Genomic DNA, 25,811 nt, shown 5'->3' on the forward strand with positions numbered 1-25,811 from the left:
GGCGTAAGACTGCCTGATGCTGTATTTTTGTTAAATTAGCGTGAAGATTCACGGCTTCTTCTGTGTATGGCCATTATAATCAGCTTAGCGATCCCGCCAGGGTTTTGATATGCTTGCCGGCATAACAAGCGGAAAAGAGTCATTATGCAGGCCTGGTATTTACTGTATTGCAAACGCGGACAACTTCAGCGTGCTCAGGAACATCTGGAACGCCAGGCAGTGAACTGTCTGACGCCAGCGATCACGCTGGAAAAAATGGTCCGTGGTAAACGCACAACCGTCAGTGAACCGCTGTTCCCTAACTACCTGTTTGTTGAATTCGACCCCGAAGTGATCCACACCACCACCATCAATGCGACGCGCGGTGTCAGCCACTTCGTACGCTTTGGCGCGCACCCGGCTACCGTGCCCTCTTCCGTGATCCACCAGCTCTCGGTCTACAAACAGCCTGAAGGCATTACCGATCCCGATACCCCCTTCTCCGGCGACGATGTAGTCATCACCGAAGGGGCCTTTGAAGGGCTGGTAGCCATTTTCGCTGAGCCGGACGGTGAAGCCCGCTCCATGCTGCTGCTGAACTTACTGAATAAAGAAGTGAAGCAGAGCGTAAAAAATACCAGCTTCCGCAAAGTTTAAAAGTCGACGCCAAACAGACGACGTACGTTGTCATCCGTCTGCGCTGCCAGCCACTGCGCCTCTTCGCCGCGCCAGTGGGCGACCCGTTCCATGATATGTCCCAGATAAGCCGGTTCATTGCGTCGCGATGCCGGTTTTGGACGGAGATCGCGCGGCAGCAGATAAGGTGCATCAGTCTCAACCAACAGGCGTTCGGCAGGAATAACCGGCAGCAGCTCGCGCAGCTCCAGCCCGCGCCGTTCATCGCAGACCCAGCCGGTGATCCCCAGATACAAACCGCGATCCAGACAGGCTATCGCCTCCTCGCGCGTGCCGGTAAAACAGTGCAGCACCGCCCCGGGCAGTTTATCCAGCCAGGGCTCCAGCAGCGCCAGAAAACGGTCATGAGCGTCGCGGCAGTGCATAAACACCGGCATGCCCAGCTCCGCGGCTAATGCCAGCTGGGCACTAAAGGCATGCTCCTGCTCGGCGGGAGTAGAGAAGTTGCGATTAAAGTCGAGACCACACTCACCGATAGCCACCACCTCAGGGGATGCGGCTAAAGCCCGGAGTGCGCTGGCACTTTCCGTCGTCCAGTGGCTGCTGTCGTGCGGATGGACGCCCGCCGTTGACCAGCAGCGGTCGTAGCGCTGCGCCAGCTGTCGCGCCTGTTCACTTTCGTGCAGGTTGGTGCCCGTCAGCAGTAAGCCGTTGACCCCGGCGGCGATGGCCCTTGCCACCACCTCGTCACGATCCTGGGCAAACTGCGGGCTGGTCAGATTCAGACCGATATCAAACATACTGGCTCCCATATGACAACCGCCCTGGCGGGCGGTTGGGGTTATTCTTCTGTTCCTTCGGACTCTTCGTCGTGATCTTCACGTCGCTTGCCGGTATAGAAGCGTGCGAAGAAGACACCGACTTCAAACAGGCAATACATCGGGATTGCCAGCAGGGTTTGCGAGAAGACATCCGGCGGCGTTAAAAGCATGCCCACTACAAAGGCACCGACCAGAATGTAAGGCCGTTTTTTGCGTAATTCATCCGGGGTGGTGATCCCCATCCAGCAGAGCAGCACGATGGCAACCGGCACCTCAAACGCCACGCCGAAGGCCATAAACAGCGCCATCACGAAGCTGAGATAACTGGCAATATCGGTGGAGACCTGGACCCCTACCGGTGCGGTATTTGCCAGAAAGCCAAAGGCCAGCGGGAAGACTACGAAGTAGGCAAAGGCCATGCCGATATAAAACAGCAGCGAGCTGGAGACCAGCAGCGGGATCACCAGGCGGCGTTCATGCTTATACAGCGCGGGGGCAATAAAGGCCCAGACCTGATAGAGGATCACCGGCGCAGAGGCAATCAGCGACACCCAGAAGGTCAGCTTAATTGGCGTGAAAAAGGGCGATGCCACGTCGGTGGCGATCATGGTGGCCCCAAGCGGCATCTGCTTAATCAGGGGGGCAGAGACCACCTGATAGATATCGTTGGCAAAATAGACCAGGCATAAAAAAATGAGCAAAACCGCAATAATGCAGTTCAGCAGGCGTTTACGCAGCTCGATCAGGTGCGCAATCAGCGGTTGAGTTTCATCTACTGCCATGTTTACGCTTTATCACTCGACGAGAGGGACGCGTCAGCGGCGGGTGCAGGCTTTTTCTCTGCGGGCGCTGGCGTCGGTTCTTGTTTTGGGGTCACCGGCTCGGCTGGCGCCTGTTCGGGCGCAGTGGCCTGATGCTCAGCAGTGGCAGGCGTCACGCCTTCATGCTGCGCTTCGTTATCTTTGACCAGCGGGTTGCGAATGGTATTGGCTTCATCGCTCGCTTTTTCCGGATCGTTGACGCTGTAGGAGCGCTTCATGGATTCCGCCGCTTCGCGCAGTTCGTCCATCGAGGCTTTCAGTTCCGGCGTCAGGTTATCCATGCTCGCCTTTTCAACCTTTTTCAGGCTGTCCTGAAACTCCTGCAGCTTAAGCTCCTGCGCCAGCTCATTTTGCACCGTAGTCGCCAGCGATCGCAGCGCACGCACCCAGCCTGCAACCGTTTTTACTGCCACAGGCAGACGTTGTGGCCCCAGAACAATGAGACCAATCACGAAGACCAGCAGCAGTTCACTAAAACCGATATCGAACACGAATTACACCTGCTCGTTATCGTGGCGTTTAGCATTTTCCTTTTTGGCATCGTCTTGTTTATCAGCGATGGATTTAGCAGTGAAATCCGCATCCTGGCTGGATTTATCCTGCTTCTCGTCATCATCTTTGATCGCTTTTTTAAAGCCTTTGATGGACGCACCGAGATCGGAACCGATAGAACCGAGTTTTTTGGTACCGAACAGCAGCACGACGATGACGGCAATGATCAACAATTGCCAGATACTGATACCACCCATACATCTTCCCCAGTTATAGATGAATAATTAATCAGGCCGCATTATACGTTATGCGGCCCTGCTATAGCGACGCAATTCAGCGCGTTTTGCGCCATCCGGCTAGCCAGACAACCACGCCGCCCGCCATCAACCAGGCAGGCATGAGCTCCCACTCAGGACGATTGATCAGCAGCAGCGTGCCGCTTAACAACAGTGTCGCCCCAATGCCAAACAGATACCGGGACTGCCCCTGACGCACATGGTTGGTTTGCAACTCGCGGGCAATTTTATCCACGCTGTGTTGCAAGTTTTTGCTCTGACGCAAACTGTCATACACCAGTTCAGGAATTTCAGGCATTTTTTCAATCCAGAACGGCGCTTTCTCTTTCAGGGAGCGCACCAGCGCCGGAAGACCCACCTGGTCCTTGATCCACGACTCAAGGAAGGGTTTTGCCGTTTTCCATAAGTCTAACTGAGGATAAAGCTGTCGCCCCACCCCTTCAACGTAAAGTAATGTTTTCTGAAGTAAAACTAACTGGGGCTGTACTTCCATATTAAAGCGGCGGGCGGTATTGAACAGGTTCAGCAGCACATGGCCGAACGAGATCTCAGCCAGCGGCTTCTCGAAAATAGGCTCACAGACCGTACGAATGGCGAACTCAAACTCTTCTACGTTGGTATCCGGCGGAACCCAGCCGGAATCGACGTGCAGCTCGGCCACTTTACGATAATCGCGGTTAAAGAAGGCGATAAAGTTCTCGGCCAGATAGCGCTTATCTTCTTTGTTCAGCGAGCCGACGATACCGCAGTCGATGCCGATATACTGCGGATCTTCAGGATGCTCGTAGCTGACGAAGATATTCCCCGGGTGCATGTCGGCGTGGAAGAAGCTGTCCCGGAACACCTGGGTGAAGAAGACCTGCACGCCACGCTCGGCCAGCAGCTTCATGTTGGTACCCTGCTTTTCCAGGGTTGCGACGTCCGAGACCGGGATCCCGTAGATGCGCTCCATCACCATCATGTCCTGGCTGCAATAGTCGGAATAGACTTCCGGCACATACAGCATCGGGCTGTTTTCAAAGTTACGGCGCAGCTGAATGGCGTTCGCCGATTCCCGCAGCAGGTTCAGCTCATCAATTAGCGTCTTTTCATATTCGCGCACCACTTCCATCGGGCGCAGGCGGCGGCCGTCAGGCAGCAGACGCGGCACCCAGCGGGCCAGGCGGTAGATGAGTTTCATGTCGGCTCGGATGATCGGCAGAATGTCCGGGCGGATCACCTTGATGACCACCTCTTTGCCATTCTCTTTCAGCCGTGCGGTGTGAACCTGCGCAATGGAGGCGGAAGCCAGCGGCTGGATGTCGAAATCATCGAACCAGGTTTCAACCGGGAGATCGCCCATCGCTTTTTCGATCTGCTGCTTTGCCAGCTTACCGTCGAACGGGGCAACTTTATCCTGCAGCAGCGCCAGCTGATCGGCGATCATTGGCGGGAACAGGTCACGACGGGTGGAGAGCATCTGGCCGAACTTGATCCAGACAGGCCCCAGCTCCTGAAGCGCCAAACGCAGTCGCTCACCAAGCAGTTTGTCCTGATGGCGATTTGGCATCCAGAATAGCGTTCGCCGCCAGATACGCAGCGGCAGTGTGATGCGCATTCGGGGGATAAGCTCGTCGAGCCCGTAACTTAAAAAGGTGCGGATGATAAAGTAGAGGCGCCGAATTTCACCAGGCGTCATTTGCCCTCCAGTTTTTCAAGCCGTTTTGTCAGTGCATCAACTGCACGCTCAACCGCGGCGGTCTCTTCTGCAAACCATGCCGCTTCCAGCGGCCCCGGCGCCATGCGCCACTCCTCGGTCAGCACTTCCGCGGCATAGCGCTGCTGGCGCTGAAACCCCTTCTTCAGCAACGAGGCACCGCCGCGCAGTACTTTACCAATCCCCTCAGCGGCAATATCGCCGGTCCAGGGGGCCAGCAGCTCTGCCGGGTCGAACTCGGCCAGATCGGCCAGCGCGACAAAGTTCTGCACCACCTGGATATCGCCTTGAACCTCCAGCTCGCCGCTGCGGATCAGGGCGGTAAGCTGCTGGCGATCGCGCAGTTTAGGCAGGGTGCTCATATGGGTGATGACGGAGCAGTCGGCCTCGCCTTCCCACTCCCCCAGCACGTCGAGCTGACGCTCGCTGAACACCAGCACCAGCGGAGTCGAAAACTCTTTTAATACTACCCGCAGCACTTTGCCGTTCAGACGCTGACGCGCCGTTTTTAGCGCGGGAGACCGGTACAGAAAGGTATTGAGTACGTTTTCCACACCGGCTGTGATCAAGGGTTTAAACGGCATTTGCCACCTCCACTCAGAACTTATAACCGCGATGCAGCGCGACAACGCCTGCCGTCATGTTGAAGTAATCAACATTGTCAAAGCCTGCATCCTGCATCATGGCTTTTAAGGTGTCCTGGTTTGGGTGCATACGGATGGATTCGGCCAGATAGCGATAGCTGTCTGCATCGTTGGCAACCATTTCGCCAATGCGCGGCAGAATATGGAACGAATAGGCGTCGTAGGCTTTGCTCAGCGGCTCAATAATCGGCTTCGAGAACTCCAGCACCAGCAGACGTCCACCCGGTTTCAGCACGCGGTACATGGAACGCAGCGCTTTCTCTTTATCGGTGACGTTACGCAGACCGAAAGAGATGGTAATGCAGTCAAAGGTGTTATCCGGGAAAGGCAGCGCTTCAGCGTTCGCCTGGACATATTCAACGTTGCCGACCACGCCAATATTGCGCAGTTTTTCACGACCCATTTTCAGCATGGAGTCGTTGATATCAGCCAGCACCACGCGGCCCGTTTCGCCCACCAGACGCGAGAATTTCGCTGTCAGGTCGCCGGTGCCGCCTGCCAGATCCAGCACGGTTTGTCCACGACGCACGCCGCTACAGTCAATAGTGAAGCGCTTCCACAAGCGATGAATGCCGAATGACATCAGGTCATTCATTACATCGTACTTCGCCGCCACGGAATGGAATACGTGGGCCACCATGTCAGCTTTCTGCGCTTTAGCGACAGTCTGAAAGCCAAAGTGCGTTGTGTCTTGTGAATCTTCAACCATCTCAGAGCCTGCTTATCAGTCAAATGTTTGAGAAGTGTAACAGATTGGGCGCATTTGCCCTACGATTCAACCACCCCGGGAATAACGCTCCAGGGGGTCTGCCGACGCCTGCGCGCCTGCTAAGGTGTTGTTTGTATTTTGAACGGGCTCATCACTGCGCAGCCGGTACTCTTCATCCTGCGACGTGGCCTGTTCAACTAATTCCGGATTAATCTCGCGTTTTACTTCCACGCCCAGGCTGCGGAACGATTCGGCCTGAGCCAGCAGGTTACCCCGCCCGGAGGCCAGCTTTTTCATCGCCTGACGGTAGTTATCCTGGGCGCGATCCAGGCTCTGCCCGACCGACGACATATCATCGACGAACAGGCGCATTTTGTCATACAGGCGGCTGGCGCGATCGGCAATCTGCTGGGCATTGCGGCTCTGGTGCTCATAGCGCCACAGATTAGTAATGGTGCGCAGCGCCACCAGCAGCGTGGTGGGGCTGACCAGCATAATGTTGTTTTTCAGCGCCTCGGAGATCAGCTCCGGCTGGCGGTCCAGCGCCAGTAAAAAGGCTGGTTCAACCGGGATAAACATTAGCACGTAGTCGAGCGAACGCAGGCCGGGCAGCTGCTGATAGTCTTTGCGTCCCAGCAGACGGATATGGTTACGCACCGAGGCGATATGCTCCTGCAGCGCCGACTCGCGGGTGTAGTCATCTTCGGCGTTGAAGTAGCGCTCATAGGCCACCAGGGTCATTTTGGCATCGATGACCACGTCCTTATCCTGCGGCAGACGCACAATGACGTCGGGCTGCATTCGCGCGCGGCTCTCAGTTTCAATGCTGACCTGGGTTTGATATTCGTGGCCCTCTCGCAGGCCAGAGGCTTCCAGCACGCGGGTCAGGACGACTTCGCCCCAGTTACCCTGGGTTTTATTGTCGCCTTTCAGCGCTTTAGTGAGGTTGATGGCCTCCTGCGCCATCTGGGCATTCAGCTGCTGGAGGTTGCGGATTTCATGGGCCAGCGTGTGGCGCTCCCGCGCCTCCTGACCGAAGCTGTCCTGCACCTGGCGACGAAAGCCGTCCAGCTGTTCGCGCAGGGGCGACAGCAGGCCGTTCAGGCTCTGGCGGTTTTGTTCATCGACGCGGCGGTTACTCTGCTCAAAGATGCGGTTGGCGAGGTTTTCGAACTGCTCGCTCAGGCGCTGTTCGCTGTTGATCATCTGGCGGATTTTGTCTTCCGCATGCAGCTGGGTGGACTCCAGCCGGGTAGTGACTTCGCGCAGGTCAGCTTCCAGCGAGGTGTTGATATCCCGCAGATTGCGCAGCTCGTTGTTGAGCAGCTCGCATTCGTCGCGCCAGTGCCCGCTCTGGGCTATGTTCTGTCTTAATGCACTGAGATCGGCCACCATCTCTTCGCGTTCGGCAAGCTGATCGGCCTTCTGCTGCGCATGCTGATAGCTGGCGAACAACCAGCCCACGCCGACGCTGACCAGCGCAATAACGGCATAAAAAAGGTTGGAAATATCCACGACGCCCCCTGCATCAAGGTATGACCCGCACAAAATAGAATTGTGCTGTATAAACGTCCAGTTTGAAAAGGGTTTTCTGCGAGGCGCTACGCAAAGAAAAAGGCCGAACAGGTCGGCCTTTGGCAAGGAAAAGGGGAAATTACAGCAGGCGGCGGGCCGCTTCCACCACGATTTTCACCGCGTGGCTTTCGGTCTGCTTCATGGTCTCGGCGTTAGGGATCTCTTGCTGGGTGCGGTTAACAATGACGCCCGCAACCATACCGGCACGCAGACCCTGGCTTGCGCACATGGTCAGCAGCGTGGCAGATTCCATTTCATAGTTCATCACCCCCATCGACTGCCACTCTTCCATCGAGCCTTTGAAACGGTTGACTACGCGACCGGAGAAGGTGTCGTAGCGCTCCTGGCCAGGATAGAAGGTATCAGAGGAGGCGGTCACGCCAACGTGCGTGGTCGCGCCGACGGATTTCGCGGCTTCTACCAGCGCGGTGGTGCACTCGAAATCGGCCACTGCCGGGAACTCCATTGGCGCAAAGTGCAGGCTCGCGCCGTCCAGACGCACGGACGCGGTGGTAACCAGTACGTCGCCGACATTGATATGCGGCTGAATCGCACCGGTCGTACCGATACGCAGGAAAGTACGGATGCCCAGCTGCGCCAGCTCTTCAACGGCAATTGAGGTAGACGGGCCACCGATTCCGGTAGAGCACACGATCACCGCTTTGCCATCCAGCTCTGCCCGCCAGGTCGTGAATTCGCGATGGGCTGCCAGCTTAACCGGCTTATCCATCAGCGCGGCGATCTTTTCCACACGCTCAGGATCGCCAGGGACGATAGCGAGCGTAGCCCCTTGTAAATCGTTTTTAGTGAGGCCGAGATGAAAAACATCAGACTTAGACATAGAAAACTCCTCTGTGGGTCAGTTTGTCAGCAGAAGCAAAGCGGTACTTTACCGGAGGAACCGGCCTTGTTTCGTGACAGACATCACCATGAATAAAATTGATTGCAGTTAATTACCATGAAATAGTGATTAACATCACATTAACGAGTTATATCGTTATCTGTTGCACAAAAGATAGCCTGTTTCGGGCACTGTGGATTGTTAACCTGCGGACTATATTTACTTTTGCGCTAATTGGTACGGAGAATGCCATGACTGGAAAATCTGGATTTGCCCCTGCTGCTGACCTGCAAGCCTCAACCGTTGTCACTACCCCCGAAGAGGCGATTACCGCCGGGGAGACTTCGATTCCGACCCAGGGCGATAATATGCCCGCTTACCATGCCCGGCCCAAAAATGCGCAAGGGGCATTGCCGATCGTCATCGTGATTCAGGAAATTTTCGGCGTACATGAGCACATTCGCGATCTCTGCCGTCGCCTGGCGCTGGAAGGCTATCTGGCCGTCGCGCCTGAGCTCTATTTCCGTCAGGGCGACCCGAACGATTACAACGACATTCTTGGCCTGTTCAGCAACTTGGTCACTAAAGTGCCGGATGCGCAGGTGCTGGCGGATCTTGACCACGTCGCCAACTGGGCGGCGCGCAACGGGGGCGATCCCCATCGTCTGCTGGCAACCGGCTTCTGCTGGGGCGGCCGTATCAGCTGGCTGTATGCCGCGCACAACCCGCAGCTGAAAGCCGCCGTGGCGTGGTATGGCAAGCTGGTGGGCGAAAAGACGCTGAATTCACCGAAGCATCCGGTTGATATTGCAACCGATTTGAACGCGCCCGTCCTCGGGTTGTATGGCGCAGAAGATACCGGGATCCCGCTGGATACGGTAGAGACCATGCGTCATGCCCTGCGTGCGGCAAACGCAACGGCGGAGATTGTGGTTTATCCGGGAGCCGGACACGCTTTCAACGCTGATTATCGCCCGAGCTATCACGCGGAATCAGCCAAAGATGGCTGGCAGCGGATGCTGGCCTGGTTCCAACAATATGGTGGTAAAAAAGGTTAAGCGGCTCACATTTCGCTACGCAAAGTGACGCGACTGTTTGACTTTTAAACACAATCTGGACGATATAAAAACCACAGGCGTGTAACTACGATCCGTAGGCAAGACCTGAACCCCCTCTCCGTTTTCGAGCGGAGAGGGGGTTCAGGTCTTTTTTTTTGCTCTGGAGACAGGGGCCAGAACATGAACCACTTGCAAACAGCGCTGGACATCATCGCCCAGGTCGGCGGTGCTGAGAATATCGAACATATCGAACACTGTTCCACCCGTTTACGGCTGAGCCTGTACGACAATGGCAAGGTCAACGAAGCGGCGCTGGCAAAGGTCGACGGCGTGCTGGGCGTGCGGGTGAACGTGCAGTGCCAGGTGATTATTGGTCACGAAGTGGTGCAGGTCTTTGAGGCGGTGCGCTCGCTGGTGGGGGCCCCTCAGGCGGGCGGACAACATACACCTGTCAGAATCAGCCGTGGCGCGCAGGTTGTCGATTTCGTGATAAGCATTTTTCAGCCGCTGGTGCCTGCCATTGCTGGTGGCGGCGTCCTGAAATCGCTGCTGCTGTTGCTGGACGTCATGGGCTGGCTCAGCCGGGACAGTTCGACCTACAAGGTACTGGATAATATCGGCTCCGCGCCGCTCTACTTCCTGCCGATCCTGGTGGCGATCACCACGGCGATGAAGCTGAAGGTGAACGTGCTGGTGGCCGTCTCGGCAGTTTCCGTGATGGTGCTGCCGGCGATGACCAAACAGCTGGCCGACGGGACGGCATTCATGTCGTTCGATCTGCGCAACGTCGCCTACGCCTCGCAGGTATTCCCGGCCATTCTGTGCGTGCTGTTTTACGCCCGGACGGAGAAGCTGTTCAACCGCTACTCCCCCGGCGCGCTGCGCATTTTTCTCTCGCCGATGCTCTCTCTGCTGGTGACGGTCCCCGTTACGCTGCTGATCCTGGGGCCGCTGGGCTACGAGCTGGGGGCCGGCCTGGCAACGGTGATTTTATGGCTCTACGGCAAACTCGGTTTTGTCGCCACCGGGCTGCTGGCCGCCGCCCTGCCCTTCATGGTCGCCGCCGGGATGCACAAGCCGATGCTGCCCTACGCCGTGGCCTCCATGAGCCAGTTCGGGCGCGAGATGCTCTATCTGCCCGCGTCGCTGGCGCACAACATTGCCGAGTCCGGCGCGTGCCTGGCGATTGCGCTCAAGAGCAAAGACAAGGTGCTGAAATCTACGGCCTTCTCCGCCGGGATCTCCGCCCTGTTCGGCATTACCGAACCGGCGCTGTATGGCGTTACGTTGCTGAATAAAAAGGCGCTTTACAGTGTGATCCTCGGCAGCATCGTGGGTGGGGCATTTATTGGCTGGATGGCGATTCAGGCCTTTGCCCTTGTCGGCCCTGGCCTTGCCAGTATCTCAATGTTTGTCTCTCCGGATAACCCGATGAACATCGTCTGGGCCTTCGCCGGGGCGGGGCTATCTTTTGCCGTCGCCTTTATCAGCGCCTTCGTGCTGTGGCGTGATAAAGCGGCTGAACACACCGACGCGCTGAGCCTCACCCGCCCGGTCGAAGGGCAGATCATCCCGCTTGAAAACGTTAACGATGACGTCTTCTCCCGCAAAATCATGGGCGACGGCATCGCTATTATTCCTTCCCAGGGCGTGCTGCGGGCCCCGGCGGATGGAACCATCGTGAACGTATTTGACAGCGGCCATGCGCTGAGCCTGCTCACCGACGCGGGCGTCGAGCTGATTTTCCATATCGGCATCGACACCATCCGGCTGCAGGGTGAAGGTTTCTCCCCACGGGTGGTGGAGGGCCAACATGTGAAGAGCGGCGACACGCTGATTGAATTTTCACTCGATACCATCACTTCCGCCGGGCTCGATCCGGTGGTGATGATGGTGGTGACGAACGGCGAACGCTTTTCGCTGACACCAGGTAATACCGACGATAAGAATCCAGACCCGCATATCATCATGACGCTTAAGGAGTCCGTGTAATGGAGAAATCCCTCCCGTTTCCGCAAGGTTTTTTATGGGGTGGCGCTATAGCCGCTAATCAGGCCGAAGGGGCATGGAATGTGGATGGCAAAGGGCCGTCCGTAGCTGACGCCATCACCTGGAAGCCCAACCTGTCCGTGAAGGATTACAGCGGCCATATGGCGCTGACGGACGAGAACATCCGCGACGCGTTTGAAGGTAAAAATGACGCGCTCTACCCGAAACGCCGCGGCATCGATTTTTATCACCACTATAAGGACGATATCGCCCTGTTTGCTGAGATGGGCTATACCGTGCTGCGGGTGTCGATCGCCTGGTCGCGTATCTTCCCGACCGGTGAAGACGCTGCGCCAAACGAGGCAGGATTGCAGTTTTATCAAGAGATGTTCCGCGAGCTGCGTCGCCACAACATCGAGCCGCTGGTGACCCTCTCTCACTACGAAATGCCGCTGGCCCTGAGCGAAAAGTACAACGGCTGGGTGCACCGCAACGTGGTGGATGCTTTTGTGCGCTTCAGCAACGTCTGTTTCGATCGCTATAAAGATCTGGTCCGCTACTGGCTGACGTTTAATGAGATCGACAGTATCCATCGCCACCCCTTTACCACGGCGGGCATCCGGGAAGAGAAAAGCGCGCCGGGCAAAGCCCAGCAGGATATCTACCAGGGGCTGCATCACCAGTTTGTCGCCTCTGCGCTGGTGACGCGCGACTGCCACGCCAAAATCCCGGGCAGCCAGGTCGGGTGCATGCTGACCAAACTCACCACCTATCCGCACAGCTGCCGTCCCGAAGACGTGGAAGCGACGCTGAAGAAGAATCTGGAGAACTATTTCTACGCCGATGTGCAGGTGTTTGGCGAGTATCCGCCGCTGATCCTGCGCGATCTGGCGCGGCGGGATATCCAGATTGCGATGCAGGCCGACGATCAGCGCATCTTAAAGGATCATACCGTCGACTTCGTCTCCTTTAGCTACTACATGTCGATGACAGAATCGACCCAGCCGGACGTGGAGCGCATCCCGGGGAATACCGTTCTCGGGGTGAAAAACCCGTACCTGCCGGCATCCGAATGGGGCTGGCAGATTGACCCTGTCGGGCTGAAAATCTCCCTGCTGGAGCTGTATGACCGTTACCAGAAGCCACTGTTTATCGTGGAGAATGGTCTTGGCGCGAAAGATGTCGTGGAAAACGGCGCGATCCACGACAGCTACCGCATCGACTACTTCCGCGCCCACTTCGAGCAAACGTTGGCAGCTATAAATGAAGGGGTGGATGTGATGGGATTCACCACCTGGGGCTGCATCGACATTATCAGTGCGGGCACCTCGCAGATGTCCAAGCGCTACGGCTTTATCTATGTCGATCAGGACGATGAAGGCAAAGGCACGCTGAAGCGCCTGAAAAAAGACTCCTTCTGGTGGTACAAAAAAGTGATTGCCAGCAATGGCGCAGACATGAGCTAACCGGCCATGCCGCAGGAATAACCGTGATAACGATAAAAAAGTCGCTTAATAACAGCATGCTGCTGGTCGATAACGACCAGCGGGAGATGATTTTGTTCGGCAAGGGGATCGGCTTTGGGGCGAAACCCGGTACCCATATCGACCTGGCGCAGGTGGAGAAAGTGTTCCTGCCGCTGAGCGATCTCAAATCCCGCCATTTTTTATCCCTGACGGACACCATTCCTGCGGCGTTCTTCGACATTAGCCATGAAATTCTTATCCTCGCGCGCCGCCTGTGTGGGGATAAGCTCAATTCCGTATTGCTCTTTACCCTTGCGGAGCATCTGCACTTTGCGGTGGAGCGCAGCCGCAGCGGGCAGACGATCCTCAATAAGCTGAGCTGGGAAGTGAAGCGTTACTATCCGCAGGAGTACAGTGTCGGTTTGCAGGCACGCGCCCAGGTGAATGAGAAGTTTGACATCGAGTTACCTGAAGAAGAGGCGGTAAATATCGCCTTTCATCTGATCAACGCCAGCAGCCAGGACGACGACAGCACCGCCCACCAGCAGGTTGAGCTGGTCAACCGCATCGCCGATATCGTGCGCTATAAGATGGGCAAGAGCATCGATACGCAGTCGGTTAACTATATGCGCTTTATCACCCATCTGCGTTATTTTGCCGAGCGGGTGCTGGCCGGGAAAATCGCCCTCAGCGAGACTGAAGATTTTTATCAGGAGCTGATGCGCCACCGCCCGGACGCAATGACCGTGGCGTGGGTGATCCGTGATTATGTGCAGGATAAATATCAGCTCACTCTGCCGAAAGATGAGCTGACGTGGTTGAGCATCCATATTAGCCGGCTGATGGATGGGCAGGCGTAAATCGCCCGGTGGCGGCTGCGCCTTACCGGGCCTACAAATGACATTTAATCGTGCTTCGGGGTTAACCTCTTCATCTATTAATTTCGTGATCCTTCACAAAGTACAAACGCTTTAGGAAATTAACCATACTTTTATGGTTCCCTGTTTTGTATGCCGGGCGTACGCTGGATTTAATATCCATCGTTAAAACAGGAGGTTATAAGATGGCTATACCCGTCTATCTTTGGCTAACAGACTACGCAGGAAATCATGTTAAAGGCTCTGTTGATATACGAGGAAGAGAAGGAAGCATTGAGATTATAGAGTTTATGCATTCTGTCGATCTTCCCACGGACAACCTTACAGGCAAAATTACCGGCAAACGTATCCATGGTGATTTTGCTTTAATTAAAGAAATCGATAGTTCATCGCCTTACCTTTATAAAGGCGTATCTACTGGTAAAACCTTTAAGCAAGCAGAACTTAAATTCTATCGTATAAATCATAATGGTCAGGAAGAAGAGTATTTCCGTATAACGATGGGAAATGTAAGGGTTAATGGAATAGAACCGTTAATGTTCGACATTAAAAACCCCACTTTTGAAAGGCACAATCATCTTGAAGCCTTTTATTTAGCTTATGAGATAATTACGTGGCACTATCTGGATGGGAATATTATTCATACAGACAGATGGGGTGCTGAGCAGGAGGCTGTAGTATGACGTGGGTTTATAAAGTAAGTTCGCACTCTTTTTATCTGGATGGCACTTATCAGTTTGATGCTCAGTATGCAGGGAGGCCTGGGTTTAAAAACGACTCGGCAAATGAATGCGTAAAAAACAAAGGCCCGTTACCAAGATGAACTTATACAATAGGGCCTGCCTTCTATCACCCTAAAACCAAAGCATGGACGATGAGATTAACATCTTATGCCGGTATCGACATGTGTGGTCGGGATGGCTTCATGATACATGGTGAAAGTTCAGTTCACCCGGGAGAAGCATCCGATGGCTGTATCATTCTGAACATATCCAGTCGAAAAATTATTGCCGCAAGCAGCGATAAAATATTAGTCGTGGAGGATTAAATGTTTAAAAAAACACTTCTCTGGATATTAATAATGGTTCCGTTGTTCTCAGAGGCACAGAACAAGGGGTGTGCTATTGTCGGTGCCTCAATGGAAACCACTTTATTTAATACTATTTCACGAGATTTGCAGATCGATACATCGACCATTCTGAGAAACAAAACGATTGTTAACGTTATCGATACCTCTTCCGTATCAAAACTTTACGCAAGATCGTTAGCTAAGATCGATTATGAAATTGCGATGGCACAGGGTAAAGCGACAATACCTGAAAGTGCTTACTTTGACAGTTATTATGAAAATCATACGCAATCGCTAATAGCCAAATACATTTATATTAATAAGGAGATGAAGAGAAATGTATTCATTGCTTCCGGCCTTATAAATAAAGATGAATGCTCTGTCAGGTTTAATGGCTATATTACGCTTTCAAGGGAATTTTAATTTCTCTGGAAGATTAACCCAGGCCGGGCAAGCGTCAGCGCCGCCCGGCAATCGTGCGCCGGGATTAACCCTGGCGCAAATTCTGCGCCGCCTTAACCATGTTCGCCAGCGCGCTACGGGTCTCCGGCCAGCCGCGGGTTTTCAGGCCGCAGTCCGGGTTCACCCACAGGCGCTCTGCGGGGATACGCTGCGCCGCTTTCTTCAGCAGGGCTTCAATCCACTCCACGCTCGGGACGTTCGGGGAGTGAATGTCGTACACGCCCGGCCCGATCTCGTTCGGGTAGTCGAACTCTTCGAACGACTCCAGCAGCTCCATGTCTGAGCGCGAGGTCTCGATGGTGATCACGTCAGCATCCAGGGCGGCGATGGAGTCCATGATGTCGTTAAACTCGCAGTAACACATATGGGTATGGATCTGGGTGTCATCCTTCGCCACGGCGGCGTTGATACGGAAGGCTTCCACGCCCCACGCCAGGTAGGCATCCCAGTCGCTGCGACGCAGCGGCAAACCTTCGCGCAGCGCCGGTTCGTCGATCTGGATGATGCCAATGCCCGCCGCTTCCAGATCCGCCACTTCATCACGCAGCGCCAGGGCAATCTGTTTGGCGATGGTCTCACGGGTCACGTCTTCGCGCGGGAAGGACCAGCAAAGGATGGTCACCGGACCGGTCAGCATGCCTTTTACCGGCTTGTCGGTCAGAGACTGAGCATATTTCGCCCACTCCACGGTGATCGCTTCCGGACGGCTGACGTCGCCAATCACTACCGGCGGCTTCACGCAGCGGGAGCCGTAGCTCTGCACCCAGCCGTTCTGGGTAAAGACAAACCCATCGAGGTGTTCACCGAAGTACTCCACCATGTCGTTACGCTCGGCTTCACCGTGCACCAGCACGTCGAGTCCTAAACGCTCCTGCTCCACAATGGCCTGTTTGATGTGTTCGGCGATGCCGGTGCGGTAGTTACCCGCATCCAGGTTGCCCTTTTTGAAGTCCAGACGCAGGCCGCGGATCTCGGTGGTCTGCGGGAAGGAACCGATGGTGGTGGTCGGCCAGGCCGGCAGGTTGAAACGGGCACGCTGGGCTTCGGCACGCACCTCATAGCCATTCTGACGCTGGCTGTCCTGGGCAGTGATGGCCGCCAGACGTTTTTCCACGGCGGCATTGTGCACGCGCGTCGAGTGACGACGGGCCTGAATCGGCGCGCTCCATTCGGTGATAGCGGCGGTGTCACCCGTATTCAGCGCATCACGCAGCAACGCCAGCTCTTCGCATTTTTGCAGGGCGAAGGCGAACCAGCTCTTCACTTCCGCATCCAGGCGGGTCTCGACGTTCAGGTCGATTGGGCTGTGCAGCAGTGAACAAGAGGAGGCGACCCATAGCTCGCGCTTGTCAATAATGCCCTTGATTTGATTATATTTTTCTTTCAGGTCGGCGCGCCAGACGTTACGCCCGTTCACCAGTCCGGCAGAGAGCAGCCAGTTCGCAGGCAGACGGGTGTGCAGCTCGGCTACCTCATCTTTACCGTGAACCAGGTCTACGTGCAGCCCCTGCACCGGCAGCGCGGTGATGGTGTCGAGGTTCGGCGTCACCCCTTCGAAATAGGTGGTCAGCAGCAGTTTTACCCGGCCCGCGAGCGCGTCGTACGCCGGTTTGAAAGCATCCAGCCATGCCTGCGGCAGCTCCAGCACCAGCGCCGGTTCGTCGATCTGCACCCACTCAACGCCGCGTTTTGCCAGCTCGCCCAGCACCTGCTGATACACCGGCAGGATGTCGTTCAGCAGGCTCAGGCGGTCAAACTGCTCGCCCTTCACTTTACCCAGCCACAGATACGTAACCGGGCCCAGCAGGACAGGTTTGACCTTGTGGCCCAGCGCCAGCGCTTCGTCCACCTCATCCAGCAGCTGGGTCCAGGTCAGTTTGAACTGCTGACCTTTAACGAACTCCGGCACCATGTAGTGATAGTTAGTGTTAAACCATTTGGTCATTTCCGCTGCCGCCGCGGGCTCGCCGGTCGGTGCGCGGCCACGGCCAATACGGAACAGGGTGTCGATATCCACCGATCCATCGCTGTTCTGATGACGAGCCGGCACGTTGCCAAGCAGCAGGCTGGTGGTCAGAACATGGTCGTACCAGGCAAAATCGCCCACCGGGAGCAGATCCACGCCAGCCTGCTTTTGCTGGTCCCAGTGGCGGGCGCGCAGCTCGCGCCCTACCGCCAGCAGTTCTTCACGCGTGGCGTTGCCCGCCCAGTAGCTCTCTTGTGCTTTTTTCAGTTCGCGACGAAGGCCGACGCGTGGAAAACCGAGGGTGTGGTTACGAATTGTCATGGTATGCCCCTTATGGAATTTTCAGGATTTAGACGTCCAGATGTTTACACTTCCATATTGTAAAGGTACTGTATATTCCTCAAGCGCAAATTGCTCATGGCGAAGTGAAGGACTTTCATGATCGAGATAAAACACCTGAAAACGCTCCAGGCGTTGCGGAACTGCGGTTCTCTCGCGGCGGCGGCGGCCACGCTGCACCAGACGCAGTCCGCCCTTTCCCACCAGTTCAGCGATCTGGAACAACGCCTTGGCTTCCGTCTGTTCGTGCGTAAAAGTCAGCCGCTGCGCTTTACGCCGCAGGGCGAAATCTTGCTACAGCTGGCCAATCAGGTGCTGCCGCAGATCGCCAGCGCGCTGCAGGCCTGTCATGAGCCGGAGCAGACCAGGCTGCGCATCGCCATCGAGTGTCACAGCTGTATTCAGTGGCTGACCCCCGCGCTTGAGAACTTCCGCCAGAGGTGGCCGCAGGTGGAGATGGACTTTAAATCCGGCGTGACCTTTGATCCGCAGCCCTCCCTGGTGCAGGGCGAGCTGGATCTGGTGATGACCTCGGACATTCTGCCGCGCAGCGGCCTGCACTATTCGCCCATGTTTGATTTTGAAGTGCGTCTGGTGCTGGCCCCGGACCATCCTCTGGCCGCCAGAGCGCGCATCACGCCGGAAGATCTGGCGACGGAAACGCTGCTAATCTACCCGGTTCAGCGCAGTCGTCTGGATATCTGGCGTCACTTCCTGCAGCCGGCGGGCATTAGCCCGCAGCTGAAAAGCGTGGATAACACCCTGCTGTTGATTCAGATGGTGGCGGCCAGAATGGGCATCGCGGCGCTGCCGCACTGGGTGGTGGAGAGTTTTGAACGCCAGGGTCTGGTGGTGACTAAAACCCTGGGCGAGGGATTGTGGAGCCGGTTGTACGCCGCCGTGCGCGATGGCGAGCAGCGTCAACCGGTTACCGAGGCCTTTATTCGCTCAGCGCGGAACCATGCTTGCGACCATCTACCGTTTGTCCGGAGCGCGGAGCGACCCAACGGCGATGTACCCACAGTGAAGCCAGGATCACCGTCCCCCCAATAATGAAGCTCGGCCAGTGCGGTTGTTCCTGCCAGATGGCGAGGTTCACCAGCAGGCCCGCAGGGACGTGGACGTTGTTCATGATCCCCAGCGTCCCGGCGTCCACCTGCGTGGCGCCGTAGTTCCACATGAAGTAACCCAGCCCGGATGCCACCACCCCCAGCCAGATCAGCACGCTCCACTGCAGCGTGGTGGTCGGCAGCTTCTGCGGATTACCCAGCATGAACCACGCCGCCACCGCTACTATCGCTGCCCCCATATAGAACCAGGCAAAGGCGTTGTGCTGCGGCATTGGCCGGGTCTCCATCAGGCGTTTATAGCCCACCATGCCAATCGCAAAGCTGATGTTGGCGAGCTGGACGAACATCAGTCCGGTCCAGAAATGATCGCTCACTTTGTCATAGCGAATGATCGCCGCACCCACTACCGCCAGCGCGGCGCTCAGCAGGTAGCCCCAGCGCAGCCGGCGCTTGCTCAGCAGATCGTAAATCAGGGTGATATAGAGCGGCGTCAGCACGGTAAACAGCAGGAATTCCGATACCGACAGATAAACGTAAGCCCGGAAGCTGAACAGATACATGATGCCAAGCTGCATCGCGCCCACCAGCATATAGAGCAGGATAGTTTTCAGCGTTTGCCCGCGCGTACGCAGGAACGGCAGGAACACCAGCGCCGCCAGCCCGACGCGCATCAGCACCGAGAAGTAGCTGTCGACATGTCCGGCAAGATATTCACCGATCAGGCTAAAGGAGAAGGCCCACAGGATAGTGGTGATGATGAGTAGCGCCACAATGCTTGTCTCTCTGGAAGATGGACAGGCATTGTAGCGAACTCTTTGGTTGACAACTGAACGTTAAACAACCAAATGAAGATTATTCAAGGAACAGCTTACGCAGGTATTTTGGCACCGCGTTGTCACCGTTGGTGCCGATCACTTCCAGCTCCGGGTGCAGGTCTTTCAGGCGCTGGTGGGCGTTTTCCATGATGCAGCCTTTCCCCGCCATGGAGAGCATTTCGGCGTCGTTCATACCGTCGCCAAAGGCAATGCAGTCCTGCAGATCAAAGCCCAGACGTTTGGCAACCGCTTCCAGAGCATGACCCTTGGAGACGCCGCCCGCCATTACTTCCAGACAGGTAAGCGTGGAGAAGCTGACGTTAACCCGATCGCCCCAGCGGGCGTTGATCGCCTGCTCCAGCGGCAGCAACGCTTCGTGGCTGTCGGTGGTGAAGAATACCTTGCTGATGCCTTCCGGCTCCAGCAGGCCCGGTTCATACAGCGAATAGTTGAAGACCGCCTCTTTGAAGAAACGCATCTCGTCCGGGCGGTGACGGTTCATAAACCACTCATCATCGCGATAGACGTTGGTGATGATATCGGGGTTGTTATGCATGATCCCGAACAGATCGGTGGCGATGTCGCGATCGAGGTTATGGGTGAAGATCAGATTCCCGTCCAGATCGTGCACGCGGGCACCGTTGGAGGTGATCATGTAGGACTTGATCTCCAGATTATCGCGGATCTGCCCCACATCAACGTGGTGGCGGCCAGTGGCGAAGACGAAATTCACGCCACGGGCAGTCAGGAGTTTTAAGGTCTCTTTCGCGTAAGGCGATAAAGTGTGGTCGGGAGAGAGCAGCGTGCCATCTAAATCAGACGCGACAACCTGGTACATAGAAAAATTTAACCTCTGGTGAATATCAGTTATGCCTGCCGAAAAAGTCGACGATGGCGTTGAGTGCGACTGAGCGCATGGCGTCCTTTTCAAAAAGGATCTCATGGTACGCGCCGTTTATGACCAGCGGTTTACCCCCTTCGCAAGGGTGACCGGCTGCGGCTCGCAGTTCACAGAAGCGGTCGTGCATGCGGTTATCCACTACCCGCTCCTCTTCTGCCTGAAGGATAATTGTGGGGGTATCGTCCTGGCCGGCGCCCGCCATCGCCTCCTCACCTGCCAGAATGCCTTCGCGCACCCAGTGGTAAGTGGGACCACCGACGCGTAAACGCGGTTCATCCGCATAAAAGCGCAGGTTGCGGCGATAACGCTGCCGACTGTGGGTTAACACGTTAATGGCAAACGGCAGTGCGCGCCAGCGCCCGGTGCCGATGGCGTAGCCTTCACGAATGCGCTGATGGCCCTCAGCCCAGTCGAGGATATGGCGTACCATCCAGTCCGGAAAACGCATGACGATGCCAAACATCGGGGCGCTCAGGGCAATGGCATCACACTGATGCTGCGGGTGGCGCTGTAAAAACAGCGTGGCGATCGCGCCGCCCATCGAGTGCGCCAGAATAAACCGTTTTCGCCAACGGCCGGGCTGCACTTCCTGCTGCCAGAAGGCGGCAAAATCATCGACGTAATCGCTGAAATGACTTACATGGCCGCGGTGCGTGTCGGACAGCATTCGTCCGGAGCGCCCCTGACCACGGTGGTCGATAATCAGCACGTCATAACCCAGCCGGAAGAGATCGTATGCCAGCTCGGCATACTTGACGTAACTTTCGATCCGTCCGGGACAAATTATTATCACCGAATCATGGGCTTCGGCCTGAAAACGAACAAAGCGCACAGGAACATCATCGACGCCTGTAAACCCGCCCTCTTCGCGCTGGCGCCAGAAATCGGTCAACGGCCCCATAGAGAAAGCGGCAAAAGCCTTTTCTCGCGTTTCCCAGTCCTTATTCTGCTGAAACATCGGGTTTACACCCCTGTAAGCCAAGGAATATCGTTTTTTCGTGACAGGTCGTAAAATGACGCAACATTAGCGTATTGTGGCATAAAAATAGACGATTCGGGAGCTTCAAATGACCTTCGAGTGGTGGTTCGCCTACCTGCTGACATCCATCATCCTCAGCCTTTCACCGGGTTCCGGGGCCATCAATACCATGACCACCGCCATGAACCATGGCTATCGCGGAGCGGCGGCGTCGATTGCCGGATTGCAGACCGGGCTGGGGATTCACATCGTGCTGGTCGGCATAGGGCTCGGCACCCTGTTCTCCCGCTCGGTACTGGCCTTCGAAGTGCTGAAGTGGGCCGGCGCGGCCTACCTTATCTGGCTGGGGATCCAGCAGTGGCGCGCCGCGGGTGCCCTGGATCTGAATACGCTCGCCCAGACCCAGAGCCGGGGCCGCCTGTTTAAACGCGCGGTGTTTGTGAACCTGACCAACCCGAAAAGCATCGTCTTTCTGGCCGCCCTGTTTCCGCAGTTTATCGTGCCGCATCAGCCCCAGATCATGCAGTACGTGGTGCTGGGCGTGACCACCATTGTGGTCGATATTATTGTGATGATTGGCTATGCGACGCTGGCAACGCGGATTGCGACATGGATTAAAGGGCCTCGTCAGATGAAGGCCCTGAATAAAGTGTTTGGTTCGCTGTTTATGCTGGTGGGCGCGCTGCTGGCGTCAGCAAGGCACGCTTAGCGCGACAGGATCAGATGAATGCCGAAGCCGGCGAATAACGCGCCGGCAACGCCGTCAATCCACTTCGCCAGGCGTTGATATCCGCGGCGCATCGAGGGCAAAGCAAACAGGCTCGCAACGATTGTGAACCAGGCGAAGGTCTCCAGCACGATCAGCAGGAAAATGCCCCAGCGCGCACCGGCCCCGACGTCTTCACCCACGAACAGTGAAAATACCGAGCCAAAATAGATGATTGCTTTTGGATTGGCGAGGTTGGTCAGCAGCCCTTTCACAAAGCTGCGCCCGCTGGCCGCCAGCTCCATTTTTGGCTCCGGTGCATCGCTGTCCTCTTTCTTAAACGCCCCACGCAGCATCTGATAGCCCATCCAGCACAGATACAGACCGCCGCCGACCATAATGATGTTGTGCAGCCACGCCATTTTTTCGAGGATCAGGTTCAGGCCCAGCAGCGCCACGGCAGCCCAGACCATGACGCCAAGGGTAATACCCAGCACGCCCATCATCGCCTCTTTGCGGGAGCGGCTCACCGCCGTCTGTGAGACGAAGAAAAAGTCAGGGCCAGGGCTCATCAGCGCCACAATATGCACCAGCGCCACGGTCAGAAACAGGGTTAACATAATTAACTCGCGGGGAAATAGTTCAGGGAGTCATCATCCTGGCACTTTTTTGCCGGACTGACTACTCCTCATCATCGCCATCCGTATGGGAACGAATCAGCGCCATAAACTCTTTACCAAAACGTTCCAGCTTACGCGTGCCGACGCCGTTGACGCTGAGCATTTCGCTTGCGCTGAGCGGCATCTGTTCGGCCATCTCAATCAGCGTCGCGTCGTTAAACACCACGTACGGCGGGATATTCTCTTCATCCGCGATGGCTTTGCGCAGCTTACGCAGCTTGGCGAACAGCTTGCGATCGTAGTTACCGCCGTAAGATTTCTGCATCACCCGCGGTTTCAGCGCCACCACGCGCGGCACGGCCAGCTGCAGCTCCACGACGCCACGCAGCACCGGGCGGGCAGCTTCGGTGAGCTGCAGCGCAGAGTGCTGGGCAATGTTCTGGGTCGCAAAACCGAGGTGGATCAGCTGACGGATGACGCTCACCCAGTGCTCATGGCTCTGATCGCGACCAATACCGTAGACCGGCAGCTTGTCATGACCCATCTCGCGGATACGCTGGTTGTTGGCACCGCGCAGCACCTCCACCACGTAGCCCATACCGAAGCGTTGATTGACGCGGCCAATGGTGGAGAGCGCCTTACGCGCGTCCATCAGGCCATCGTACTGCTTCGGCGGATCGAGGCAGATATCACAGTTGCCGCACGGCTCCTGGCGCCCCTCGCCAAAATAGTTCAGCAGCACCAGGCGGCGGCAGGTTTGCGCTTCGGCAAAGGCCCCCATCGCGTTGAGCTTGTGGCGCTCGATATCCTGCAACGGCCCCTGCGGTTTCTCTTCCAGGCAGCGGCGCAGCCAGGCCATATCGGCCGGATCGTAGAACAGCATCGCTTCCGCAGGCAGGCCGTCACGCCCGGCGCGGCCCGTCTCCTGATAGTAAGATTCGATATTGCGCGGAATGTCGAAATGCACCACAAAGCGCACGTTCGGCTTGTTAATGCCCATGCCAAAGGCGACGGTCGCCACCACGATTTGCAGGTCGTCGCGCTGGAACTTCTCCTGCACCTCGGCGCGAATGTGGTTTTCCAGCCCGGCATGATAGGCGGCTGCGCTGAAACCCCGGCTTTGCAGTCGCGCGGCGGTGTCTTCCACCTTCGCCCGGCTGTTGCAGTAGATGATGCCCGACTTGCCGCGCTGCTCCTGGACATAGCGCAACAGCTGATCCAGCGGCTTGAATTTTTCCATCAGCATGTAGCGGATATTCGGGCGGTCGAAGCTGCTGACCTGGATTAGCGGATCGTTAAGGCCCAGCAGACGAACAATATCCTGGCGGGTGGTGTCGTCGGCGGTGGCGGTGAGCGCCATAAACGGCAGCTCGGGGAAACGCTGGCGCAGATGACCGAGGGCCGCGTACTCCGGACGGAAATCATGACCCCACTGGGAAATACAGTGCGCTTCGTCCACCGCCAGCAGCACCGGATTCCAGTGCGCCAGATGCTCAAGGAAGTTATCCAGCATCAGGCGTTCCGGGGCGATATACAGCAGACGCACCTGCCCGGTGCGGCACCCGGCCATGACTTCCTGCTGCTGCTCGCGGGTTTGGGTGGAGTTGATACAGGCCGCCGCAACGCCGTTCGCCAGCAGCTGGTCGACCTGATCTTTCATCAGCGAGATCAGCGGTGATACCACCACCGTCAGGCCGTTCATCACCAGGGCGGGAACCTGATAACACAGGGATTTCCCGCCGCCGGTCGGCATCACCACCAGACAGTCACGGCCCCCAAGAGCAGTATTAATGATGGTTTCCTGGCCCGGGCGGAACTGCTGGTAGCCAAAGGTTTCGTGCAAAACCTGTTTAGCCAGCAACTCCTGATTTACGACTTCCGCCTGCACCACATCAACCCCATTTGCCTGAAATAAAAACAGGCGCTATTTTCAGCGCCTGCGAGAGAAACTTCAACGTTTAAGACAAAAACATTCGAGGAGGCTAGAAAAGATCGTTCAGCATCACGCCCACGCCGACGCGGGTCTGGTTGAAGTTGTAGTCGATCAGCGATTCGCCGTAACCGCTGTAGACCTGGGTATAGAAACGAACATGTTTGGTTAACGGGTAGCTGACGCCCATCTCCGCGCCGCCGTAGCCGGTGTTCCAGTTGTACTGCCCCTTCACGCTCAGCACCGCTTCGCCCAGCTGATAGCCCACCCGCAGCTGGTAGTAGCCCATGTATTTGGTGATATCCGGGTTATCGTCGGTGTTGCCCACCACGTACCAGGGCTTCACCTCCACCAGCCAGTTGCCGTTCTGCGCCATCAGGCGGGTATAGAGGCGGTTCCAGCTGCGCGACGTTGGGTCGGAGCGGCCATTAGACATGTGGTTGTAGCCAAACTCAACGTCCCGCAGGGTCCAGCCCGCCAGCGAGTAATCGGTGGCAAAGCCAAGGAAAAGCTGCGGCTCATAGTTGGTCTCACGAAACGGCGAAGATTCATCGCTGTTCGACAGCTGCCACCAGGATTTTTGCGTGTAGGAGCCACCGAGAATCGAATTCGGCCCCAAAATGCCGCGCCATAGCGGGAAGGCAAGGCTCAGCTGAAACTTCACCTCATCTTTTTGCGAATCGTCGGCCCAGTCATAGGTGCGGATCGCCTCTTTATTGAGGTCGCTGGTGGCGGTATAGATGAGGTAGTTGCTGTCATAGGGATAGAGCGTAAAAGGATTATCGTGCTCTTCCAAAAGGTTAGCGATGATGCTGCCCCGTACAGCAGGCACCTCCTGAGTTACCGCTTCCTGCGCGAATGCCACAGAGGGCAGCGTAACCGCCGCCAGGAACCCGGCCTGATATATCCGCATCGGTGATGCTCTCCTGCGAAATTGTTTTAATGAATAGTTATGGTTTATTCATTTTACAGAATTAATGATTAACTGCTTATATCCGGGGTCTGAAAGTAGAAATTCACACTAATGAGGCATAAAATCAACAGCCTTTTAAC

The 25,811-nt window shown here is 56.3% G+C and carries 25 protein-coding genes; 9 read left to right on the forward strand and 16 right to left on the reverse strand.

Annotated features, from left to right (window positions below; all coding sequences use genetic code 11):
- Nucleotides 1-144 precede the first annotated feature (144 nt).
- Entirely contained in the window at nt 145-636 is a 492-nt protein-coding gene (rfaH, locus tag ACP4QI_RS21255) for a transcription/translation regulatory transformer protein RfaH (RefSeq protein ID WP_106995902.1), read from the forward strand.
- Here rfaH and tatD read toward each other — a convergent pair.
- The 9 genes from tatD to udp form a co-directional block, all read right to left on the reverse strand.
- Nucleotides 633-1,415, reverse strand: coding sequence for a 3'-5' ssDNA/RNA exonuclease TatD (tatD, locus tag ACP4QI_RS21260; RefSeq protein ID WP_426495990.1), 783 nt, complete (start codon nt 1,413-1,415; stop codon nt 633-635). The genes rfaH and tatD overlap by 4 nt on opposite strands.
- A 41-nt stretch (nt 1,416-1,456) precedes the next feature.
- Nucleotides 1,457-2,218: a Sec-independent protein translocase subunit TatC gene (gene tatC, locus ACP4QI_RS21265; protein ID WP_142487491.1), complete on the reverse strand. Its 762-nt coding sequence runs from the start codon at nt 2,216-2,218 to the stop codon at nt 1,457-1,459.
- A gap of 2 nt (nt 2,219-2,220) precedes the next feature.
- Entirely contained in the window at nt 2,221-2,748 is a 528-nt protein-coding gene (tatB, locus tag ACP4QI_RS21270; RefSeq protein WP_285129286.1) for a Sec-independent protein translocase protein TatB, read from the reverse strand.
- A 3-nt stretch (nt 2,749-2,751) separates the two neighbouring features.
- Nucleotides 2,752-3,006 (reverse strand): Sec-independent protein translocase subunit TatA, encoded by a 255-nt coding sequence (gene tatA / locus ACP4QI_RS21275; protein WP_032615095.1) that lies wholly within the window; start codon nt 3,004-3,006, stop codon nt 2,752-2,754.
- A 76-nt stretch (nt 3,007-3,082) separates the two neighbouring features.
- A complete protein-coding gene (gene ubiB / locus ACP4QI_RS21280) occupies nt 3,083-4,723 on the reverse strand; it encodes a ubiquinone biosynthesis regulatory protein kinase UbiB (RefSeq protein WP_142487493.1) in 1,641 nt (546 codons plus the stop codon).
- Nucleotides 4,720-5,325 carry a ubiquinone biosynthesis protein UbiJ gene (ubiJ, locus tag ACP4QI_RS21285; RefSeq protein ID WP_142487494.1) on the reverse strand — a complete coding sequence of 202 codons (606 nt, stop codon included), beginning with the start codon at nt 5,323-5,325 and terminating at the stop codon, nt 4,720-4,722. Before ubiJ ends, ubiB begins: the two co-directional genes overlap by 4 nt.
- Nucleotides 5,326-5,338: 13 nt before the next feature.
- Nucleotides 5,339-6,094 (reverse strand): bifunctional demethylmenaquinone methyltransferase/2-methoxy-6-polyprenyl-1,4-benzoquinol methylase UbiE, encoded by a 756-nt coding sequence (ubiE, locus tag ACP4QI_RS21290; protein ID WP_032615102.1) that lies wholly within the window; start codon nt 6,092-6,094, stop codon nt 5,339-5,341.
- A 66-nt stretch (nt 6,095-6,160) separates the two neighbouring features.
- Nucleotides 6,161-7,609 carry a DNA recombination protein RmuC gene (rmuC, locus tag ACP4QI_RS21295; RefSeq protein ID WP_426495991.1) on the reverse strand — a complete coding sequence of 483 codons (1,449 nt, stop codon included), beginning with the start codon at nt 7,607-7,609 and terminating at the stop codon, nt 6,161-6,163.
- A 139-nt stretch (nt 7,610-7,748) separates the two neighbouring features.
- On the reverse strand, nt 7,749-8,510 hold the full coding sequence (gene udp, locus ACP4QI_RS21300; protein WP_106995909.1) for a uridine phosphorylase: 762 nt from the start codon (nt 8,508-8,510) through the stop codon (nt 7,749-7,751).
- A 251-nt stretch (nt 8,511-8,761) separates the two neighbouring features.
- On the opposite strand from udp, the gene ACP4QI_RS21305 reads away from it, so the two are divergent.
- The 6 genes from ACP4QI_RS21305 to ACP4QI_RS21330 all read left to right on the forward strand — a co-directional run bounded on the left by ACP4QI_RS21305 (nt 8,762) and on the right by ACP4QI_RS21330 (nt 15,393).
- Complete coding sequence (locus ACP4QI_RS21305; protein ID WP_426495992.1) at nt 8,762-9,568, forward strand: dienelactone hydrolase family protein; 807 nt, start codon at nt 8,762-8,764, stop codon at nt 9,566-9,568.
- Nucleotides 9,569-9,748: 180 nt separating this feature from the next.
- Complete coding sequence (locus tag ACP4QI_RS21310) at nt 9,749-11,560, forward strand: beta-glucoside-specific PTS transporter subunit IIABC (RefSeq protein WP_426495993.1); 1,812 nt, start codon at nt 9,749-9,751, stop codon at nt 11,558-11,560.
- Entirely contained in the window at nt 11,560-13,023 is a 1,464-nt protein-coding gene (locus tag ACP4QI_RS21315) for a glycoside hydrolase family 1 protein (RefSeq protein WP_426495994.1), read from the forward strand. The genes ACP4QI_RS21310 and ACP4QI_RS21315 overlap by 1 nt, the downstream gene beginning before the upstream one ends.
- A 23-nt stretch (nt 13,024-13,046) precedes the next feature.
- Complete coding sequence (locus tag ACP4QI_RS21320) at nt 13,047-13,883, forward strand: PRD domain-containing protein (RefSeq protein WP_426495995.1); 837 nt, start codon at nt 13,047-13,049, stop codon at nt 13,881-13,883.
- Between the two features lie 203 nt (nt 13,884-14,086).
- Nucleotides 14,087-14,584, forward strand: a complete 498-nt coding sequence (locus ACP4QI_RS21325; protein ID WP_285131363.1) for an Hcp family type VI secretion system effector — start codon at nt 14,087-14,089, stop codon at nt 14,582-14,584.
- Between the two features lie 398 nt (nt 14,585-14,982).
- Nucleotides 14,983-15,393: a Shiga toxin A subunit gene (locus ACP4QI_RS21330; RefSeq protein WP_370649960.1), complete on the forward strand. Its 411-nt coding sequence runs from the start codon at nt 14,983-14,985 to the stop codon at nt 15,391-15,393.
- A 64-nt stretch (nt 15,394-15,457) separates the two neighbouring features.
- Here ACP4QI_RS21330 and metE read toward each other — a convergent pair whose 3' ends face one another.
- Nucleotides 15,458-17,719, reverse strand: coding sequence for a 5-methyltetrahydropteroyltriglutamate--homocysteine S-methyltransferase (gene metE, locus ACP4QI_RS21335; protein ID WP_426495996.1), 2,262 nt, complete (start codon nt 17,717-17,719; stop codon nt 15,458-15,460).
- A gap of 117 nt (nt 17,720-17,836) precedes the next feature.
- Here metE and metR point away from each other — a divergent pair, with 117 nt between their 5' ends.
- Nucleotides 17,837-18,790 carry an HTH-type transcriptional regulator MetR gene (gene metR, locus ACP4QI_RS21340; RefSeq protein WP_142487501.1) on the forward strand — a complete coding sequence of 318 codons (954 nt, stop codon included), beginning with the start codon at nt 17,837-17,839 and terminating at the stop codon, nt 18,788-18,790.
- On the opposite strand, the gene ACP4QI_RS21345 is transcribed toward metR, so the two are convergent.
- The 3 genes from ACP4QI_RS21345 to pldB all read right to left on the reverse strand — a co-directional run bounded on the left by ACP4QI_RS21345 (nt 18,678) and on the right by pldB (nt 21,481).
- The gene (locus ACP4QI_RS21345; RefSeq protein WP_142487502.1) at nt 18,678-19,577 is read right to left on the reverse strand and encodes a carboxylate/amino acid/amine transporter; all 900 of its coding nucleotides are present in this window, start codon (nt 19,575-19,577) and stop codon (nt 18,678-18,680) included. The genes metR and ACP4QI_RS21345 overlap by 113 nt on opposite strands.
- Before the next feature lie 82 nt (nt 19,578-19,659).
- Complete coding sequence (gene yigL, locus ACP4QI_RS21350; RefSeq protein ID WP_142487503.1) at nt 19,660-20,460, reverse strand: sugar/pyridoxal phosphate phosphatase YigL; 801 nt, start codon at nt 20,458-20,460, stop codon at nt 19,660-19,662.
- A gap of 25 nt (nt 20,461-20,485) precedes the next feature.
- Complete coding sequence (pldB, locus tag ACP4QI_RS21355) at nt 20,486-21,481, reverse strand: lysophospholipase L2 (RefSeq protein WP_231313451.1); 996 nt, start codon at nt 21,479-21,481, stop codon at nt 20,486-20,488.
- A 109-nt stretch (nt 21,482-21,590) separates the two neighbouring features.
- Here pldB and rhtB point away from each other — a divergent pair, with 109 nt between their 5' ends.
- Entirely contained in the window at nt 21,591-22,211 is a 621-nt protein-coding gene (gene rhtB / locus ACP4QI_RS21360; RefSeq protein ID WP_106995919.1) for a homoserine/homoserine lactone efflux protein, read from the forward strand.
- On the opposite strand, the gene rhtC is transcribed toward rhtB, so the two are convergent.
- The 3 genes from rhtC to pldA all read right to left on the reverse strand — a co-directional run bounded on the left by rhtC (nt 22,208) and on the right by pldA (nt 25,671).
- The gene (rhtC, locus tag ACP4QI_RS21365; protein ID WP_142487505.1) at nt 22,208-22,828 is read right to left on the reverse strand and encodes a threonine export protein RhtC; all 621 of its coding nucleotides are present in this window, start codon (nt 22,826-22,828) and stop codon (nt 22,208-22,210) included. The two genes, rhtB and rhtC, sit on opposite strands and share 4 nt — an antisense overlap.
- 61 nt (nt 22,829-22,889) lie before the next feature.
- On the reverse strand, nt 22,890-24,719 hold the full coding sequence (recQ, locus tag ACP4QI_RS21370) for an ATP-dependent DNA helicase RecQ (RefSeq protein ID WP_426495997.1): 1,830 nt from the start codon (nt 24,717-24,719) through the stop codon (nt 22,890-22,892).
- A gap of 91 nt (nt 24,720-24,810) precedes the next feature.
- Complete coding sequence (gene pldA, locus ACP4QI_RS21375) at nt 24,811-25,671, reverse strand: phospholipase A (RefSeq protein ID WP_142487507.1); 861 nt, start codon at nt 25,669-25,671, stop codon at nt 24,811-24,813.
- Nucleotides 25,672-25,811 lie beyond the last annotated feature (140 nt).

The sequence above is a fragment of the Leclercia sp. TB492 genome (assembly GCF_049974505.2).
In the GTDB taxonomy this organism is placed as follows: domain Bacteria; phylum Pseudomonadota; class Gammaproteobacteria; order Enterobacterales; family Enterobacteriaceae; genus Enterobacter; species Enterobacter adecarboxylatus_C.

What these genes read in the sequence shown, in the direction of transcription:
- rfaH (WP_106995902.1), top strand. Translation starts at nt 145, where the DNA reads ATGCAGGCCTGGTATTTACTGTATTGCAAACGCGGACAACTTCAGCGT.
- tatD (WP_426495990.1), bottom strand. Translation starts at nt 1,415, where the DNA reads ATGTTTGATATCGGTCTGAATCTGACCAGCCCGCAGTTTGCCCAGGAT.
- tatC (WP_142487491.1), bottom strand. Translation starts at nt 2,218, where the DNA reads ATGGCAGTAGATGAAACTCAACCGCTGATTGCGCACCTGATCGAGCTG.
- tatA (WP_032615095.1), bottom strand. Translation starts at nt 3,006, where the DNA reads ATGGGTGGTATCAGTATCTGGCAATTGTTGATCATTGCCGTCATCGTC.
- ubiB (WP_142487493.1), bottom strand. Translation starts at nt 4,723, where the DNA reads ATGACGCCTGGTGAAATTCGGCGCCTCTACTTTATCATCCGCACCTTT.
- ubiJ (WP_142487494.1), bottom strand. Translation starts at nt 5,325, where the DNA reads ATGCCGTTTAAACCCTTGATCACAGCCGGTGTGGAAAACGTACTCAAT.
- ubiE (WP_032615102.1), bottom strand. Translation starts at nt 6,094, where the DNA reads ATGGTTGAAGATTCACAAGACACAACGCACTTTGGCTTTCAGACTGTC.
- udp (WP_106995909.1), bottom strand. Translation starts at nt 8,510, where the DNA reads ATGTCTAAGTCTGATGTTTTTCATCTCGGCCTCACTAAAAACGATTTA.
- ACP4QI_RS21305 (WP_426495992.1), top strand. Translation starts at nt 8,762, where the DNA reads ATGACTGGAAAATCTGGATTTGCCCCTGCTGCTGACCTGCAAGCCTCA.
- ACP4QI_RS21310 (WP_426495993.1), top strand. Translation starts at nt 9,749, where the DNA reads ATGAACCACTTGCAAACAGCGCTGGACATCATCGCCCAGGTCGGCGGT.
- ACP4QI_RS21315 (WP_426495994.1), top strand. Translation starts at nt 11,560, where the DNA reads ATGGAGAAATCCCTCCCGTTTCCGCAAGGTTTTTTATGGGGTGGCGCT.
- ACP4QI_RS21325 (WP_285131363.1), top strand. Translation starts at nt 14,087, where the DNA reads ATGGCTATACCCGTCTATCTTTGGCTAACAGACTACGCAGGAAATCAT.
- ACP4QI_RS21330 (WP_370649960.1), top strand. Translation starts at nt 14,983, where the DNA reads ATGGTTCCGTTGTTCTCAGAGGCACAGAACAAGGGGTGTGCTATTGTC.
- metE (WP_426495996.1), bottom strand. Translation starts at nt 17,719, where the DNA reads ATGACAATTCGTAACCACACCCTCGGTTTTCCACGCGTCGGCCTTCGT.
- metR (WP_142487501.1), top strand. Translation starts at nt 17,837, where the DNA reads ATGATCGAGATAAAACACCTGAAAACGCTCCAGGCGTTGCGGAACTGC.
- yigL (WP_142487503.1), bottom strand. Translation starts at nt 20,460, where the DNA reads ATGTACCAGGTTGTCGCGTCTGATTTAGATGGCACGCTGCTCTCTCCC.
- pldB (WP_231313451.1), bottom strand. Translation starts at nt 21,481, where the DNA reads ATGTTTCAGCAGAATAAGGACTGGGAAACGCGAGAAAAGGCTTTTGCC.
- rhtB (WP_106995919.1), top strand. Translation starts at nt 21,591, where the DNA reads ATGACCTTCGAGTGGTGGTTCGCCTACCTGCTGACATCCATCATCCTC.
- rhtC (WP_142487505.1), bottom strand. Translation starts at nt 22,828, where the DNA reads ATGTTAACCCTGTTTCTGACCGTGGCGCTGGTGCATATTGTGGCGCTG.
- pldA (WP_142487507.1), bottom strand. Translation starts at nt 25,671, where the DNA reads ATGCGGATATATCAGGCCGGGTTCCTGGCGGCGGTTACGCTGCCCTCT.